This window comes from Microbacterium sp. LWH7-1.2 (assembly GCF_038397755.1).
Lineage (GTDB): Bacteria > Actinomycetota > Actinomycetes > Actinomycetales > Microbacteriaceae > Microbacterium.
On record NZ_CP151637.1, the window covers coordinates 1,966,962 to 1,982,236 of the forward strand.

The window sequence follows — 15,275 nt, forward strand, 5'->3', positions numbered from 1 at the left end:
GTGATTCCGGCGGGAGGGGGAGTTCGGATGCAGGAGCCAACAGGTTTTCTCGAACGCCGTGGTCGTCGCCGTTGCAGAAGTCGGCCGCGAGCGTCGGCGCCTGCCTCGCCGATCACGAGCGCGTCAACGCCTCCGTCACGCGCGCGTGGGCGTGGGAACGGAGAGTTCGCGAATCGTCACATCATGGAAGACCGCGGTCGCGCCGCGCGCGAAGAGTCGGATGCCGTCATCCCCGGGGGCCGGGAAGACGCGGTGCGACTGCACGCTGCGACCGCTGTCCACGAACAGCTCGACACTCGTCCGATCGACCAGGAGGCGGATCCCCACGCGTCCGGCCGACGGGTCGAGCGGGGCTTGCGTGCGGCCTCGCGTGGGGTTGACGGTCAGCGTTCGGTCCACATAGGCGTGCGGACCGAACAGGTTGAGCCCGGCGGCGACGAAGCGAGACCCGCCGGCGGCACGGCACACCTCGAAGCCGATGTCGCCGGTGTGGTCCGCAGCGTCGGAATCCCACTGAATCTCGCAGCTCAGGTCGTACGCGGGCGCGCGGACTTCGAGATCGAGGTCACCGTCGACCTCGACGTCGCCGAGGCGGTGCGTGCGAGTGGCGTACCCCGTCAACGCGGCGGTGGGAACGGCGGCGAGGGCGTATCCGTCGTGCTCGCGCACCAGGCGAAGGTCCCGGACGATCATGTCGTCGCCGTTGTAGCCGTCGGCCACGAGGGTGAGAGTGTTGTGCGGGTAGTCCCAGAAGTTCGCCCAGCCGATCGCGTGGCGAAGGGACGGGTCTTCCGCACCGGAGGCGTCGTGGTGCGCGTAGGTGACGGCGCCGTAGAAGTCGAAGCCCCAGTCGAGCCAGCGGGGCTCGTGCGCATCGGGAAGGAACCGGCTGCCGTCGAAGGCACCCGTCCAGTAGGCATAGGTGGCGGGAAGGCCGCGGTACTTCGCGTTGGCGCTGACCCCGAGAACCCACTGCGACGATCCGTCGTCGGCGGTCATCTCGAAGATGTCCGGGCACTCCAGCAGTCCCAGGTCGCCGCGGGCGAACTCGCCGACCCGCGTCCAGGTGGCGAGATCGGGCGACGCGTAGAAGCCGAGGCGGTAGCCCTCGGCGAGGGCCATGAACCACCGGCCACGGCTGCCGTCCCAGATCACCTTGGGGTCGCGGAACTCCGTGCGGTCCGGGTCGGCCAGCACCGGGTCGTTCCCGCCGGGCCGGAAGGATCGGCCGCCGTCGGTGGAGTACCAGATGAACTGTGCCTGGCCTCCCTCGGGCACCTGGTCGACCCGGGCCTGGGTGACCACGGCGATCACCGCTCCGCGTCCGAACCCGGCGGTGTCCTCGGTGTCGATGACGAGCGATCCCGACCAGCAGTCACCGTTACCGTTGGTGAACTTCTCTATCGCGACGCCATGATCGACGAAGCTCACGTGATCCCGGGTGGTGGCCCGGCGCCACGACGTGCCGATGCCGCCGGCGAGGTAGTCCGCGTTGTACAGGTAGTAGTAGTGGTACTCGCCGTCGACGAAGATGGGCCGCTGCGGATCGTTCTTCCAGTTGTCGGGCACGCTGAAATGAAACTCGGGCCGCATGGTGCGCCCCGCCGGCTGCCCGGGGCCGATGCTCATACGCCGGCCGCCGCGTCCCGTGCGACCCGGTGCATGGACCAGACGCGCAGCTGCGCCGGGACGCCGTCCCCCGACAGGCGGATGGCGAGGGCGTCGGGACGGGTCGGGTAGACGCGCGCCGTCAGCGGGACTCCGCCCGCGAACACCTCGAGCGCCGAATGGTCCACGAGGATCCGCACGTCCAGGCCCCCGTCGGCGTCCACGGGCACCTCTCCCGCGCGCGGGCTCGCGTCGACCACGGGGTCCAGGCTCGACCGGGTGCGGTCCAGCCTCAGCTCGGCGCGATCGCCGTGCCGCCGCAGGTGCAGGACCGTGCGCTCGGCGTCGTCGTCGGTGGCCCGCAGGGCGATCGTGACGGCACCGTCGTCGGGAATCGTCAGCCGCAGCTCGAGATCGAGCTCGTCCCCACGGACGACGTCCACCGGATCGGCGCTCAGCACCGAGGAGAAGGACGCCACCTGCTCGTCGCGTAGCGCGTCGACCTCGGGAGCCGGCGCCTGATGGATGGATCCGTCCGGCGCGGCCGTCACCACGCGCGGCAGGGACATGACGCCCGACCACCCCGCTGCGACGGCGGCACTGTCGGGTCGCCCCTCCTGCAACCAGCCGAACATGAGGCGCCTACCCGACTCGTCGCGCATCGACTGCGGCGCGTAGAAGTAGCGTCCGCCCAGATCGAGGCGATGGAGCGCCGCCGACGTGAAGCGGTCGCCCTCGTACCGACCGGACCAGTACAGCGGGTGGTGGGTGACGCCGTCGTCCCACGCCGAGAACACGAGGATGTCGCGGTGCGCGGCATCCTCCCCGCCGATCCGGAACAGGTCGACGCACTCCCACATGGTGCCGGTCCAGTCGGGAGCGCCCGCCTCGCCCACCGCGCTGTCGCCGACCAGCAGTGGCCCGACGTAGGCCCACTCGCGCAGGTCGGTGGACTCGTAGAGGAACGCCGTTCCTCCGCGGCCCCGGATGCCGGAGCCGATCAGCTGGCGCCAGGTCTCACCCTCGCGCCACACGCAGTGGTCGCGGAACGCAGTGACCTCGACACCCGCCGGTGGCGCCGCGATCACCGGGTTCTCGGCGACCTTCGTCCACTCGACGAGATCGGGCGAACCGGTCGCCACGCACGGCAGCTCCCTGTCACCGTGCCGACCGGAGTACACGATCGTGGGCGTGTCGCCGTCGTACACGAGCACGCCGGACCAGCATCCGTCGACGTCGGGGCCGTCGCTCGGGGTCAGCGCGATCGGCAGATCGCGCCAGTGCACCAGGTCGGTGCTGACGGCGTGCCCCCAATGGATGCGGTGGTGCAGCGGCGCATACGGGTTGAACTGATAGAAGAGGTGGTACTCGCCGTCTCGCTGGGTCAGGCCATTCGGATCGTTCAGCCATCCCGCAGGCGCAGTGAAATGGTAGGCCGGGCGGTGCGGATCAGCGGCGGCGCGCGCGATCAGCTCGGCCGGGACGAGCGTGGATGTGGATGTCGCGGTCATGCGGCAGGGCTCTCTTCGAGGTCGTCGGACAGTTCCAGCGCGGTGCCGGGCGCGTCGGAGGGTGGTGCGTAGAGCCCGCACCGCACCCAGTGCTCGGGCTGTTCACTGACGTGATGGAAGACCGCCTTCGCGTCGGAGCACGGCTCGGCGGCGGTGTGGGCCAGCGCGCACCGAGTCGGCCTCAGCACCTGGCGGCGGAGGCGAGCGCGTTCGACCGGGTCGAACGGCTCCGTGCGCCGGGGGTCGGGTACTGCCGAGATCAGCAGCCGCGTGTACGGGTGCTGCGGGTTCGCCAGCAGCTCCATCGCGTCGCCGCCCTCGACGAACTCGCCCGCGAACATGACGACGATGCGGTCGGCGAGGTAGCGCGCCGAGGCCAGATCGTGCGTGATGTAGAGCATCGAGATGCCCTGCTCCTCGCAGAGCGTGCGCATGAGGTTGAGCACCCCGATCCGCACCGACACGTCGAGCATCGACGTGGGCTCATCGGCCAGGATCAGCCGCGGGTTCACGGCGAGCGCGCGGGCGATGGCGATGCGCTGGCGCTGACCGCCCGAGAGCTCGTGCGGGTAGCGTTCGAGCATCTCGGCGGGAAGGCCGACCTTCTGCATCAGTCGCTGCTTGGCCTGCTCCATGGCGGCGCGTCCGGACGCGGCGCCGTGGATGCGCAGCGGACGCTCGAGGAAGTGGCCCACGCGGTGCACCGGGTTCAGCGAGCCGAAGGGGTCCTGGAAGATCATCTGCACGGCCGAGCGGTACTCCCGGGTCGCGCGTCGCTTCGAGGTCGCCATGACGTCTTCGCCCTCGAAGAGGAACGTGCCCGCCGACGGCTGCTCCAGGCGCGCGAGGCACCGGGCGAGGGTGGACTTGCCGCTGCCGGACTCGCCGACCAGCGCGACGATCTCGCCGTGCGCGATGTCGAGGTCGACGCCGCCGAGGGCGCGCACCCGCTTGCGCGAGAGCGTCCCGCCGATGGTGAAGGTCTTCTCGAGTCCCCGAGTCGAGAGCACGGGGGTGTCGTGTGCGGTCATGAGATCGTCTCCGTGATGAGGGATGCGCCGTCGCTCGGTGCGACCCAGTGCGTGGGTCCGACCTGTTCGAGGTCGGCGATGTCGCGGAACCGCACGCCTTCGCCCAGCCCCTGCAGTCGTGCCCGCGGGCCCGACATGGGCGGGAAGGCGTTCATCAGAGCGCGGGTGTACGGATGCTGCGGCGCGGCGAAGATCTCTCCCGCTCGCGCAGTCTCGACGAAGCGCCCCCCGTACATCACGGCCATGCGGTCCGACAGCTCGACCATGAGCGACATGTCGTGGGTGATGAAGAGGATCGCGAACCCGAGCTCGCGCTGCAGGTCTTTGATCTGCGCCATGATCTCCTGCTGCACCACCACATCGAGCGCCGTGGTGGGCTCGTCCATGATGAGCAGCGGTGGTCGCAGCGCCGTCGCCATCGCGATGACCACGCGCTGCCGCATCCCGCCCGACAACTGGTGCGGGTACGACTTCAGCCGCTCGCGGGGGATGCCGACGAGATCGAGCAGCTGGCCCGCGCGGGCCAGCGCGCTCTTGCGGGACGCGCCCTCGTGCGTGGTGAAGATGTCGGCGATCTGGTCCCCGACGGTCATCACCGGGTTGAGCGAGTTCATCGCGCTCTGGAACACCATCGCCACCTGGCGCCAGCGGAACTCCCGCAGCTCTTCTGGGGTGAGCGCCAGGACATCGGTGCCGGCGAAGCGGATCGAGCCGCCGGAGATGAGCGCGGGGTCGCGCAGCAGCCGCAGGATCGCGTTGGCGATCGTGGACTTGCCGCAGCCGGACTCGCCCGCCAGACCGAACACCTCGCGTTCGGCGATCGAGAACGACACGCGATCGACGGCGCGCACGGTGCGGGCCTCGGTGACGTACTCGACGGAAAGGTCCTGGACCTCGAGCAGCGGAGCGCTCATCGCGCTGCCTCCTTCCGCGTGCGCGCGGCGACACGGGTGGGTGCATCGGGCGTGGTGCGCCGGCGCGGGCGTCGCAGGCGGGGGTTGGTCGTCTCGTCGACGCCGTAGTTGACGAGCGCGAGTGCGAAGGCGACGAGGGCGATGCACACGCCGGGAGGCACGAACACCCACCAGGCTCCCGTCAGCAGGGCACCGTCGTTGCTCGCCCAGTACAGGTTGGTGCCCCAGCTGACGGTGCTGATGTCGCCGAGTCCGAGGAACTCCAGACCCGCCTGGGCGCCGATGCCGAAGATGACGCACGCGAGGAACGTGCTCATGACGATCGACGCCATGTTGGGCAGCATCTCGCGGAACATGATGCGCAGCCCGCCCTCACCGGTGACCTGGGCGGCGGAGACGAAGTCCTTGCCGCGGATCGACATGGCCTGCGAGCGCAGCACGCGGGCGGAACCGGCCCAGCCCGTGATGACGAGCACCAGGATGACGGTGCCGAGGCCCTGCGGCAGGAACGCGGCGAGGATGACGAGCAGCGGCAGCCCGGGAAGGAGCAGGAACACGTTGGTCACCAGGGACAGGAGGTTGTCGATCGTGCGGCCGAGGTAGGCCGACGCGAGACCGACGAGGAGGCCGACGAAGGTGGCGGCGATGCCGACCGTGAACCCGACGAACAGCGACGATCGCGCGCCCCACACGTTCAGGGCGAAGACGTCCTGTCCCTTCGCGGTCGTGCCGAGCCAGTGCTCGGCGGACGGCGGCTGAGAGCCGATGCCCTGGATCAGGGTCGGGTCGCCCGGCGCGATGACCGGGGCGAAGATCGCCATGAGCGCGAAGAGCACCAGGATGACGACGCCGGAGAGGGACTTCCCGTTGCCGAGGAGCCCGCGGAGGAGTCCTCCCCCGCCGCGTCGGCGGGGGGGCGGCGGTGGCGCGACGACCTGGCCGTCGGGGGCGGGGGGCGAGCCGAGATCGAGCTCGGCCATGACGCGAGGATCTTGCGCGAGTGACATGTCGCACCCTCCGTTCAGCTCACGCGCACGCGCGGATCGAGGCGCACGTACACGATGTCGACGAGGAAGTTGGCGATCAGCACGGCCGTGGTGATCGTGAGGAAAAGCCCCTGCATGAGGGGATAGTCGAGGTTCTGCACTGCGGCGAGCAGCGTGTAGCCGACGCCCGGGTAGGCGAAGACGACCTCGGTGAGCAGCGCGCCTCCGACCACGAAGCCGAGCGACATGCCGAATGCGGTGACCGACGGCAGCAGGGCGTTGCGCGCCGCGTACTGCATCATGACGCGGTTCGGGCGAAGGCCCTTCGCCTCGGCCATGACGATGTAGTCCTCGGCGTTCGTGGCGATCATCGTGTTGCGCATGCCGAGCATCCAGCCGCCGATCGAGACGAGCACGATCGAGGTCGCGGGCAGGATCAGGTGATAGGCGACGTCGCCGAGGAAGGCGATCGAGAACTCGGGCACGGTGCCCACCGCGTACGCATGCCGCAGCGGGAAGGCCTGGAGCGTGACCCCGAAGAGGTACAGCAGCCCCATCGCGAGCCAGAAGTAGGGGAACGAGCCGATGAAGATCAGCACGGGCGGCACGACGGAGTCGAGGATGCCGCCACGGCGCCAAGCCGCCAGGATGCCGAGCACGTTGCCGATGACGACGGCGACGATCAGCGATACGAAGCCGAGCAGGAAGGTCCAGCCGATGACGCTGGAGATGACGTCGATGACGGGCGTCGGGAACCGCGAGATCGAGAAGCCCAGGTTGCCGGTGAAGACCTGCCCGAGATAGCGCAGGTACTGCTCCCACAGCGGGGCGTCGCTGAGTCCGAAGGACTCTTTCAGCGCCTCGATCTGGTCGGGACGGATCTGCCCCTGCAGACGCGCGACCATGCGCGACACCGGATCGCCCGGCATGAAGCGGGGCAGGAAGAAATTGAGGGTGATCGACACCCAGAACGCGACGAGATAGAACCCGAAGCGCCGCAGCATGTAGCCCATGATGTGTCTCCACGGTCGTCCTGCTGCGCCGCACGGGCGACGCAGCAGGACGACGCGATGCGTCAGTCGGCGACGACCGGTTCGAGGCTGGTGAGGATGAGCACGGCGGTTCGCGCACGCACGCCCCCCAGGGGTGCGTACGGGTTTTCCTCAGTCGGCCAGCCCGTGAAGCGCTGAGTGCTGGCGGCCCCGAACTCCGGTCCGGGGAACAGCGTCGCCACGGGGGCCACCTCGGCGAACAGAGCCTGAAGATCGTTCATGATCGACTGCTGCTCGGCCTCGTTCGAGCTTGCGGCGAACTGCTCGAGGAGCACGTCGGCCTCCGCGTTGCCGAACCGGTGGTAGTTGTCGAACGTCTGCTCGCCCACCGGCTTCACAGTCTCGGTCGACATCACGCCGCGGTAGAACTGGTACGGCGTGGGGGCGTTGGCGCTCCACACGATGCCCGAGTCGAAGGTGCCGTTCTCGTACGAGGCGACGACGTCACCCCAGTCTTTCGCGGCGACCGTCACGGTCACGCCCAGCTCGGCGAGGTTCTGCGAGATGACGTTGCCGACCGACACCCAGTCGCTCGAGGTCGAGCCGACCGAGAAGTCGAAGGCGAACGGCGACCCATCGGGCAGGACGCGCTTGCCATCGGCGCCGAGCGTGATGCCTGCGGCATCCAGCAGCTCACCGGCACCCTCGAGGTCGCGCTCAGTCCACGTGCACGAATCGACGACGGCCTCGTCACGCCACGCATCGTACGAACCCGACAGGCCGGTGCAGTCGGCGGGGTGCGTGTAGCCCTGCATGCCGATGTCGGTGACCTGCTCGCGGTCGACCGCCATCGACAGCGCCTTGCGCACGTTCGCGTCATCGAACGGCGCCTTGGAGGTGTTGAACTGCCAGTTGATCATCGACCCGGTCGTCGGGAACCAGTAGAACCGGTGTTCGGGGTCCTTCGCGACGTACGCCTCGTCGATGTTCGGGATGAACTGAGGAGCCCAGTCGACATCGCCGTTGGCGGCGGCGAGGTTCGCGCCGTCGTTGCCGGCGAAGGCCAGCATGCGGATGCCTTCGATCTGCTGCTTCTCGGGCTGCCAGTAGTTCGGGTTCTTGCCCAGGTCGAAGGACTGCGCCTGGAAGTTGGTGATCTCGGTGTACGGCCCGGTGCCCACGGGCTCTTCGTTGGCGAACTTGGTCGGGTCGTCGACGTCGTTCCAGATGTGCGCGGGAGCGATCACCTGCTGACCGATGTCGAGCAGCGCGGGCGAGAACGGCTCGGTGAAGTCGAACTGCACCGTGAGCGGGTCGACCGCCGTCACGGACTCGATGTAGTCGAACCCGCCGCGCACCTCGCGCTGGAGGTCGAACGAGACCACGACGTCGTCGGCGACCAGAGGCTCGCCGTCGGACCACTTCACTCCCTCGCGCAGGTGGTACGTGATGCCCATGCTGTCGGGCGCGACCTCCCATTCGGTCGCAAGCCACGGCGTGGTCGAGCCGTCGGCGGGGTTGTAGACGAGCATCGACTCGTAGATGGCCACGTGGGTCATCGGGAAGTCGGGGTTCGCGAACGGGTTGAAGTTGCGGTCGAACGTCCCCATGTCCTCACGGGGGATGGTCAACAGCTGCGAGCCGTCGAGCGAGTCGGCGGGTTCGCCTCCGCCGGCGCTGCAGCCGGAGAGGGCGAGTGCTGCTGTGGCCGCCAGGGCGGCGGCGATCAGCACCGCTTTGCGGTGAACTGTCATGATGAGGGTGTTCCTTTCTTCTTCGTTGAAGCCGAAGGGGGCTGCGCATCGGACGAGATGTCCAGTCACACCGATGCGCGTTCGAGGAGCGGGCAGTCGACCGTCACGGTTCCCGTGCCGGTCGACTGACCCGCGATCATGCCGGCGAGGAGTTCCACGCCGAGGGCGCCCATCGTCTCGAAGGGCAGTGCAACCGTCGTCAGACCCGGCCGCAGGTAACCCGCGATGAGCTCCTGGTTGTCGAATCCGATGACGGCGACATCATGGGGGATGCGCAGACCGCGTTCCTTGATCGCGTCGTACGCTCCCATCGCCATGCGGTCGTTCGCGCAGAAGATGGCGGTGGGCGGGTAGGCGAGATCGAGAAGAGCGGATGCTGCGTCATAGCCGCCGTCAGCGGTCGCGTGTCCAGAGATCTCGAGGTCGGCGTCGGCGGCGATGCCGGCTTCCTGCAGCACCTCGTGATAGCCGCTGAGCCGGCCGACGGCGGCGGGGATGTCGGGATCCAGGTTGATGAACCCGATGCGGCGGTGCCCCGCGGCCAGTAGTCGCTCCGTCGCGCGGCGACCACCGGTGCGCTCGTCGGGAACGACAGCGGGATAGCGGCCTTCGGCGTCGAAGCAGTTGACGAGAACGGTCGGCACCTCGCGCGCGACCTCGGGCAGCTCGACCGCGCGGTGCCAGGTGGCCGCGTAGATGAGCCCCTCGACCCGCTGCTCGAGCAGCCGCTCGATCGCCGCCGTCTCGACGGCGGGGTCGGACTCCGTCGACGCGATGAGCAGGTACTTCTCGTCGACGAGGGCGCGGTCCTGGGCCCCCTTGATGATCTCGACGGCGAAGGGTGCGGTGACGATCTCGGTCACGAGGCCGTACCAGTCGCTCTGCTTCTTCGCGAGCGCGCGGGCGCCCGCGTTGGGGCGGTATCCCAGCTCGGCCGCGGCGGCGAGCACACGATCACGCGTGTCTTCGGCGATGCTGACCGAGCGCCGGTCGTTGAGCACGAACGAGACGGCGGAGCGCGAGACGCCGGCGTGACGGGCGACGTCCGCCATGGTCACCGCACGCTTGGTCGTCTCTGACATGTCGTGTCCTTCGTTGGAAGCGCGAACAGTACTAACGCGCGTGAGTTTGGGGCGACACCGATGCTAACGCGAGTTAGCAGATGAGCGCAACCCCCCGTCTCTGCCCACCCAACCCCGCGTCTCCGCCCGCGCAACCCCACGTCTCTGCCCGCGCAACCCGGTCGTTGAGCGAGCGAAGCGAGTCGAAACGCCCGAGCCGACGAGCATCCGGCGGCCGCAGGATCCGTCGGTCCCCTACCGGGCGGTGCTCGCCTGCTTGTCTGCGGCGTCCGGCTCAGCGGGGGTCCGAGTGGTCCTCATGCCGCGCATCGCGCAGCGGCGACATCAGGATGACGACCCAAGAACCAGACGTGCACCGACAGCGCGAGCGGCCGGAGCGTCAGGTGCCGATAGGTGTACTGCAGGCCCTCGGCGATGTCGTGCCCGACGTGTCGCCCCGCCGGTCGCGGCTCCGGTCTCGGCTCGACCACCTTGATCCGCCACTGCAGGAACGCCGCGATGGCGTTGATGAACGCGTCGAAGGCGAACAGGATCGATGGGCCGAGGAGGTTGATCAGCGCGCCTCCGATGGCCGGCCCTGCGGTCGAAGCCACGGTCTCGCTCTGCCCCAGCCGCGCGTTCGCCATCACGAGCGAGCCTCGCGGAACGAGACGCGGCAACAGCGGCTGCGCTGCGGAATCCGCGAACAGCGCGAGGATGCTTCCTCCGCTCTTCCTCCCCTCTTGCTCCGCTCGTTGAGCGAGCGAGGAACGAGCGAGTCGAAACGCCCCGAGCCCACGAGCAACCTGGCGTCAGAGCACGAACTCCGCCATCCACGCGCACCGCGGCTCCGCCACCGTCACCGCCGGCGTCAACGGCTCCGCCACCGTCTCGATCTGCCGGGGCAGCACCGCCGGGATCAGCGGCTCGATCCGCCCCGGCTGGGCGTGCAGCGGCCCGGCGAGCGCCCACCGCTCCCCCACCTGGACCACCGCGAGCGGATGCCCGTCCGCCGTCGCTACTCCGGCCTCACTTCCCAACGAAGCGAGCAGCGCGGCGAGGCTCACCTGCACCTCCGCCTCCGACGCCTCGCGCGAACGCAGAACCGCGTGGGGTGACCGGAGGTCGGTGCGGTCCGAGCGCCGCAGCAGCGCCCGCAGGTTGGTTCGCATCGCGACGACCGCGGCCTCGGGGTCGCTGTGCTGCTCCGACAACGCGAGCGCGATCGGCCAGAGTCGAGGGTCTGCGGCGATGAGGGGACGGATGTCGCCGAGCAGACGTTTCCGCTCACCCTGAAACAGTCGCCGCACCCCGCGGGCGTGACTCAGCACCGAATGAACCTCAGGCAGGTCGCCCGACAGCCGCGCGGCCACCTCGACCGGCGTGCCGGGCCCCGTCCCCTCCGGAACGTCCGCCACGAGGTTCGCGTACCCGAAGTCCCCGTCCCGCGTGTAGAGGAACACATCGGCCGCGACCTTCCCTGCCGACCGCGGGGGCAGCACCAGGTCGATCGGCCCCTGCGCCGGCCTCGTCGTAGCGATCGCGCGACTCGTGCCCGTGTTGCTCAGCGCTGTGACCCGCGCCTGCGTGTTCGTCGTTCGATACGTCAGCTCCAGCCCGACCAGAGGCGACACATCGAAGTCCGCCCGAGACCCCACGATCTCCGCGAACCCCTCCGCCGATACGTCCACCCCGCGGGGCCGCGCGTTGATCCCATCCGGCGACGCGAACCCGGCCGCCCGCGCTCTGCGCCAGAGCGGAGGCAGGTGCTCGCGGTGGTGCTGGGGCTGCAGCATCCGTTCCAGCATCCAGAGCAGTCGACCCAACCCGCGTTCCGGGTGCGGCGAGAGGTGCCACCACGTCAGCCGCCGCGCGAGGTCGCCGGCGACGGCGGGCGCCCAGGTGGAGGCGTCCGCGTATCCGAGCGCCGCCACCCAGGCGAGGTAGCGGGGCATGTCATCCGCCGCGCGGCGCAGCTCGGCCATCGAGACGCCCGCCGGCGGGTTCTCGCGGGTGCGAGCGGGGGCGCGCAGCACGAGCTGCGCGGCCGCCATGCAGACGCGCGCGCCGAACCACTCGCCGGCGCGGGCGAGGACCCGGGGCGACCAGCCGGTCAGCAGCTGGTCGACGTAGTCGGTGTACGTGCGCTCGTTGACGGGCCGTTCGCGCAGCGACGCGACGGCGGTCGCGACCGTCTGCAGCACCAGCTCTTCGGCTTCGTCGGCGGTGGCCGGCACGGGCAGCGACGTCAACGCGACCAGCAGCGAACCTGCGGAGTCGGTGTCGATCATGAGGCGCGAGGTCAGCACGCCGATCTCCGTCGGAGCGAGCCGTCCATCGACCTCGGCCGCGAACCCGCGGCCCAGCAGTTCGTCGACCACGGCGTCGAGGTCGACGGCCTGCCGGTTCTGCGCGAACGCGAGCGTCTGCTCGAACCACGACCGCGCGGTCTCGCGGTCGATCACCGATCCGAGCAGCAGCTCCGCGAGGATGGCGTCACCGAGCTGCGTCGTGATGCGGCTGTTCGCCGCGTATCCGTCGCTGAGCTTCAGCTTCCAGGCGCCCTCTTCGGTGCGCGGCACGAGCATGAATCCGAAGCCCTCGGGCTCCTGCCCCGCCCGGCCGGCCCGCCCGAACATCTGCTGGGCCTGGCTCACCTCGAGCGGCGTCATCCCGAGTTCGAGGTCGCGGATGATCACGAACTTCGCGGGCGTGTTCACGCCTGTCGACAGCCCCGACGTGGCGACGAGCACGCGCAGCTGCCGCGATCGGAACGCCTCCAGCGCCCGATTCGCGCGGGGCGCGTCACGGAAATGGATGCCGACACCCCGGCGAAAGCACGCTTCCACGAGCGCGTCCAGCTCGACGCCGTGAAACGGCACTCCGGCCGCGCGCGCCGCGGTGCGCAGCACGGCGGCCTTGCTCCCGCAGAATACGACGGCACTGGATGCTGCGCCCCCGTCGCCCGCGGCGGTGCCGAGGTCGCTGCCGATCAGGCTCCGCAGGAGGGGCACGACCATCTCGTCCTTCGCGGACTCGTACTGCTCGCGCTTGCCCTGCGTCGGCACGTCGTACGGCACCAGCTGCGTCGTCAGCACCGTCGGCCGCCACGCGGAGCGCACGAGGTCGGCGTGGAACCACGCGGCCAGCTCGTCGGCGTTCGATACCGTCGCCGAGAGCGCGACGATCCGCGTGCGCCCCTCGGCGACGCGCAGCCGCGCGATGAGCGACTCGAGCGTGGCACCTCGGGTGGGATCACCGACGAGGTGGACCTCGTCGATGATGAGGCATCCGATCCGTCCGATGACGTCCTTCAGCGACGCCCGCCGGTACAGCGCCTCGAACTTCTCGGTGGTCGCCACCCACAGCTGCGCCTGCCGCACCGCATCGCTCGACATGTTCGTCTCGCCGGTCAACTCGATGGTGCGGATGCCGTGCGCGTTCCACCGCCGCGCGATCTCGGCGACCTCCGCGGCGAGCGCGCGGGCGGGCAGCAGCCATACCGCGGGCTTCCCGTCCGACACGATGGACCGCAGCGCCGCGACCTCGCCGATCAGCGTCTTGCCCGAGCTTGTGGGCGCGACGATCATCACATGCCCGCTCGTCGACAGCACCGCCGGCACCGCCTTCGACTGCAGCGGGTTCAGCCGGTCGAACCTGTCGAGGTACCTCTGCAGGTCGGGTGGGATGAGGGTGGATGCCGCGGTCCAGGCCTCGTCGCCGTGCACGACCGCGTTCGCATTGTCGATGAGCGAGGTGAAGCCGAGCTCGACGGCGTCGACCATCGCGGGGTCGGTGTGCAAGAACCCGGAGTTCTGGTTGCGACCGGTCTCGGACGCCGTGAAGTTCATCGAGTGCGTGATCGCGACGTCGTCGGCGAGCAGTTCCTTCTCGTGGATGTACCGCACGGGCACGATCGGCACGTCAGCGCTTCGGAGTTCGCGGATGATGGCGTCGTTCGAGGATTCGGGCCGGCAAAGCACCTTGACGTCGACGCCTCGCCGGTGGGCCGCGAGCACAGATTCGAGGAGGAGGCGCGCGACGGGCGACGCATCCCACCACGGCACCTTGACCCACACGCGAGTGCGGGCGGACGAGATGGCGTCGATGAGCGCGACGAGCAGGTCGGCACCCTCGCCGTAGTTCGACAGCCGCCGCGGCTCCCCCGCCGGCTTCACGTGCTCCCCCATGTCCGGGCCAGCGTACCCGTGCACGCGGACACCGGTTTTCGGTCGTTGAGCGAGCGAAGCGAGTCGACACGCCCCCTCCCCGCCCCAAGTGATCGGTCGTTGAGCGAGCGAAGCGAGTCGAAACGCCCCGAGCCTCCGAGCAACCGCACCCCGCAGCATCCCATCCAATTCCCCCCTCACTCCGAACAACCCTCACAGCACGGCAGATCGCCGCTGGGAAAGAGAGGTCTCTCATGGGCTCGTCACCGAACCGCATCGTCGCCACGGTCTTCGGCGCCGTCTACCTCCTCGTCGGCCTTCTCGGGTTCTTCGTCACCGGCCCCGTCATCTTCATCGCGACCGAGGGCGGGCTGCTCCTGGGCATCTTCGAGGTCAACCCGCTGCACAACGTCGCGCACCTGCTCATCGGGGCGGCGCTGCTGATCGCCGGCATCGCCGGCTCGCGCCCGGCCAAGATCGTGAACATCACGGTCGGCGCCGCGTACCTGCTGCTGGGTGTCGTCGGCTTCTTCCTCGTCGGGACGCCGGCGAACATCCTCGCGCTCAACGCGCCCGACCACTTCCTGCACCTCGCCAGCGCCATCGTGCTGCTCGGCGTAGGCCTGGCCGCCGAGCGGTCGCCGCGAGTCGCGACGGCGTGACGATGGTTCAGGCACCCACGACGGGGCGCGTCAGCCGCGCCCCGTCGTGGGTGCCCGTCGCCGCGTGGGGCTTCGGGCTCGTCGCCGTCGGGCTCGGGGCCGCGGCGATGGTCGCCGTGCAGGCCGACGCGCTCTCGCGGGTGCTTGGCGCACTGTCCGTCGCGGTCGGGCTGGGTGCGCTGGGGTGGGGCGCTACGAGTCTCTCCCTCAACCGGACGCCGACGCCGCGAGCAGCCGTCGCCGCCCTGTTCGTCGGAATGGGTGTCGCGGTGGCGCTCCTCGCGACCGCGCCGGGGCGCGCGAGCATTTTCGCGGTGGCGCTGCTGCTCGGGCTCGGAGCCACGGTTGCGTGCGGCACAATTCGGGGCACGCGGCATCCGTCCGCGCGGTCGAGCCTTTGGGGTCTGATCGGTTCAGCGGCGCTGGTCACGCTCGTCGTGGTGCCCGCGCTCGGCGTGTGTCAGGGCGCCGCGCTGCTCGACGCCGACGGGGCCGTGCTCCCCGTCGTCACCCACGACGGACATTGACGGCTCTTCGGACCGTCTGTGGGTGATGGGTTAGGCCGTCGGCGCGAGGAGCATGCGGAG

Annotated in this window: 12 protein-coding genes; 2 read left to right on the forward strand and 10 right to left on the reverse strand. The window is 69.7% G+C overall.

Features of this window, described 5'->3' with window-relative positions:
• Nucleotides 1-135: 135 nt before the first annotated feature.
• From MRBLWH7_RS09265 to MRBLWH7_RS09310, 10 genes are all read right to left on the reverse strand, one after another.
• Entirely contained in the window at nt 136-1,629 is a 1,494-nt protein-coding gene (locus MRBLWH7_RS09265) for a glycoside hydrolase family 32 protein (RefSeq protein WP_342001443.1), read from the reverse strand.
• Nucleotides 1,626-3,119: a glycoside hydrolase family 32 protein gene (locus tag MRBLWH7_RS09270; protein WP_342001445.1), complete on the reverse strand. Its 1,494-nt coding sequence runs from the start codon at nt 3,117-3,119 to the stop codon at nt 1,626-1,628. Before MRBLWH7_RS09270 ends, MRBLWH7_RS09265 begins: the two co-directional genes overlap by 4 nt.
• Nucleotides 3,116-4,150, reverse strand: a complete 1,035-nt coding sequence (locus MRBLWH7_RS09275) for an ATP-binding cassette domain-containing protein (protein ID WP_342001447.1) — start codon at nt 4,148-4,150, stop codon at nt 3,116-3,118. The genes MRBLWH7_RS09270 and MRBLWH7_RS09275 overlap by 4 nt, the downstream gene beginning before the upstream one ends.
• Nucleotides 4,147-5,064: an ABC transporter ATP-binding protein gene (locus MRBLWH7_RS09280; protein WP_342001449.1), complete on the reverse strand. Its 918-nt coding sequence runs from the start codon at nt 5,062-5,064 to the stop codon at nt 4,147-4,149. Before MRBLWH7_RS09280 ends, MRBLWH7_RS09275 begins: the two co-directional genes overlap by 4 nt.
• The gene (locus MRBLWH7_RS09285) at nt 5,061-6,044 is read right to left on the reverse strand and encodes an ABC transporter permease (protein WP_342001451.1); all 984 of its coding nucleotides are present in this window, start codon (nt 6,042-6,044) and stop codon (nt 5,061-5,063) included. The genes MRBLWH7_RS09280 and MRBLWH7_RS09285 overlap by 4 nt, the downstream gene beginning before the upstream one ends.
• Before the next feature lie 41 nt (nt 6,045-6,085).
• Nucleotides 6,086-7,063 (reverse strand): ABC transporter permease, encoded by a 978-nt coding sequence (locus MRBLWH7_RS09290; protein WP_342001453.1) that lies wholly within the window; start codon nt 7,061-7,063, stop codon nt 6,086-6,088.
• Nucleotides 7,064-7,125: 62 nt separating this feature from the next.
• On the reverse strand, nt 7,126-8,796 hold the full coding sequence (locus tag MRBLWH7_RS09295) for an ABC transporter substrate-binding protein (RefSeq protein ID WP_342001455.1): 1,671 nt from the start codon (nt 8,794-8,796) through the stop codon (nt 7,126-7,128).
• Between the two features lie 65 nt (nt 8,797-8,861).
• Nucleotides 8,862-9,878 (reverse strand): LacI family DNA-binding transcriptional regulator, encoded by a 1,017-nt coding sequence (locus MRBLWH7_RS09300; RefSeq protein WP_342001456.1) that lies wholly within the window; start codon nt 9,876-9,878, stop codon nt 8,862-8,864.
• 296 nt (nt 9,879-10,174) lie between these two features.
• Nucleotides 10,175-10,576, reverse strand: a complete 402-nt coding sequence (locus MRBLWH7_RS09305) for an MFS transporter (RefSeq protein WP_342001989.1) — start codon at nt 10,574-10,576, stop codon at nt 10,175-10,177.
• Nucleotides 10,577-10,669: 93 nt separating this feature from the next.
• Nucleotides 10,670-14,047, reverse strand: a complete 3,378-nt coding sequence (locus tag MRBLWH7_RS09310) for a DEAD/DEAH box helicase (RefSeq protein WP_342001458.1) — start codon at nt 14,045-14,047, stop codon at nt 10,670-10,672.
• Nucleotides 14,048-14,280: 233 nt separating this feature from the next.
• On the opposite strand from MRBLWH7_RS09310, the gene MRBLWH7_RS09315 reads away from it, so the two are divergent.
• The gene (locus MRBLWH7_RS09315) at nt 14,281-14,688 is read left to right on the forward strand and encodes a DUF4383 domain-containing protein (RefSeq protein ID WP_342001460.1); all 408 of its coding nucleotides are present in this window, start codon (nt 14,281-14,283) and stop codon (nt 14,686-14,688) included.
• Nucleotides 14,685-15,215: a hypothetical protein gene (locus MRBLWH7_RS09320; RefSeq protein WP_342001461.1), complete on the forward strand. Its 531-nt coding sequence runs from the start codon at nt 14,685-14,687 to the stop codon at nt 15,213-15,215. Before MRBLWH7_RS09315 ends, MRBLWH7_RS09320 begins: the two co-directional genes overlap by 4 nt.
• Nucleotides 15,216-15,275: the final 60 nt, after the last annotated feature.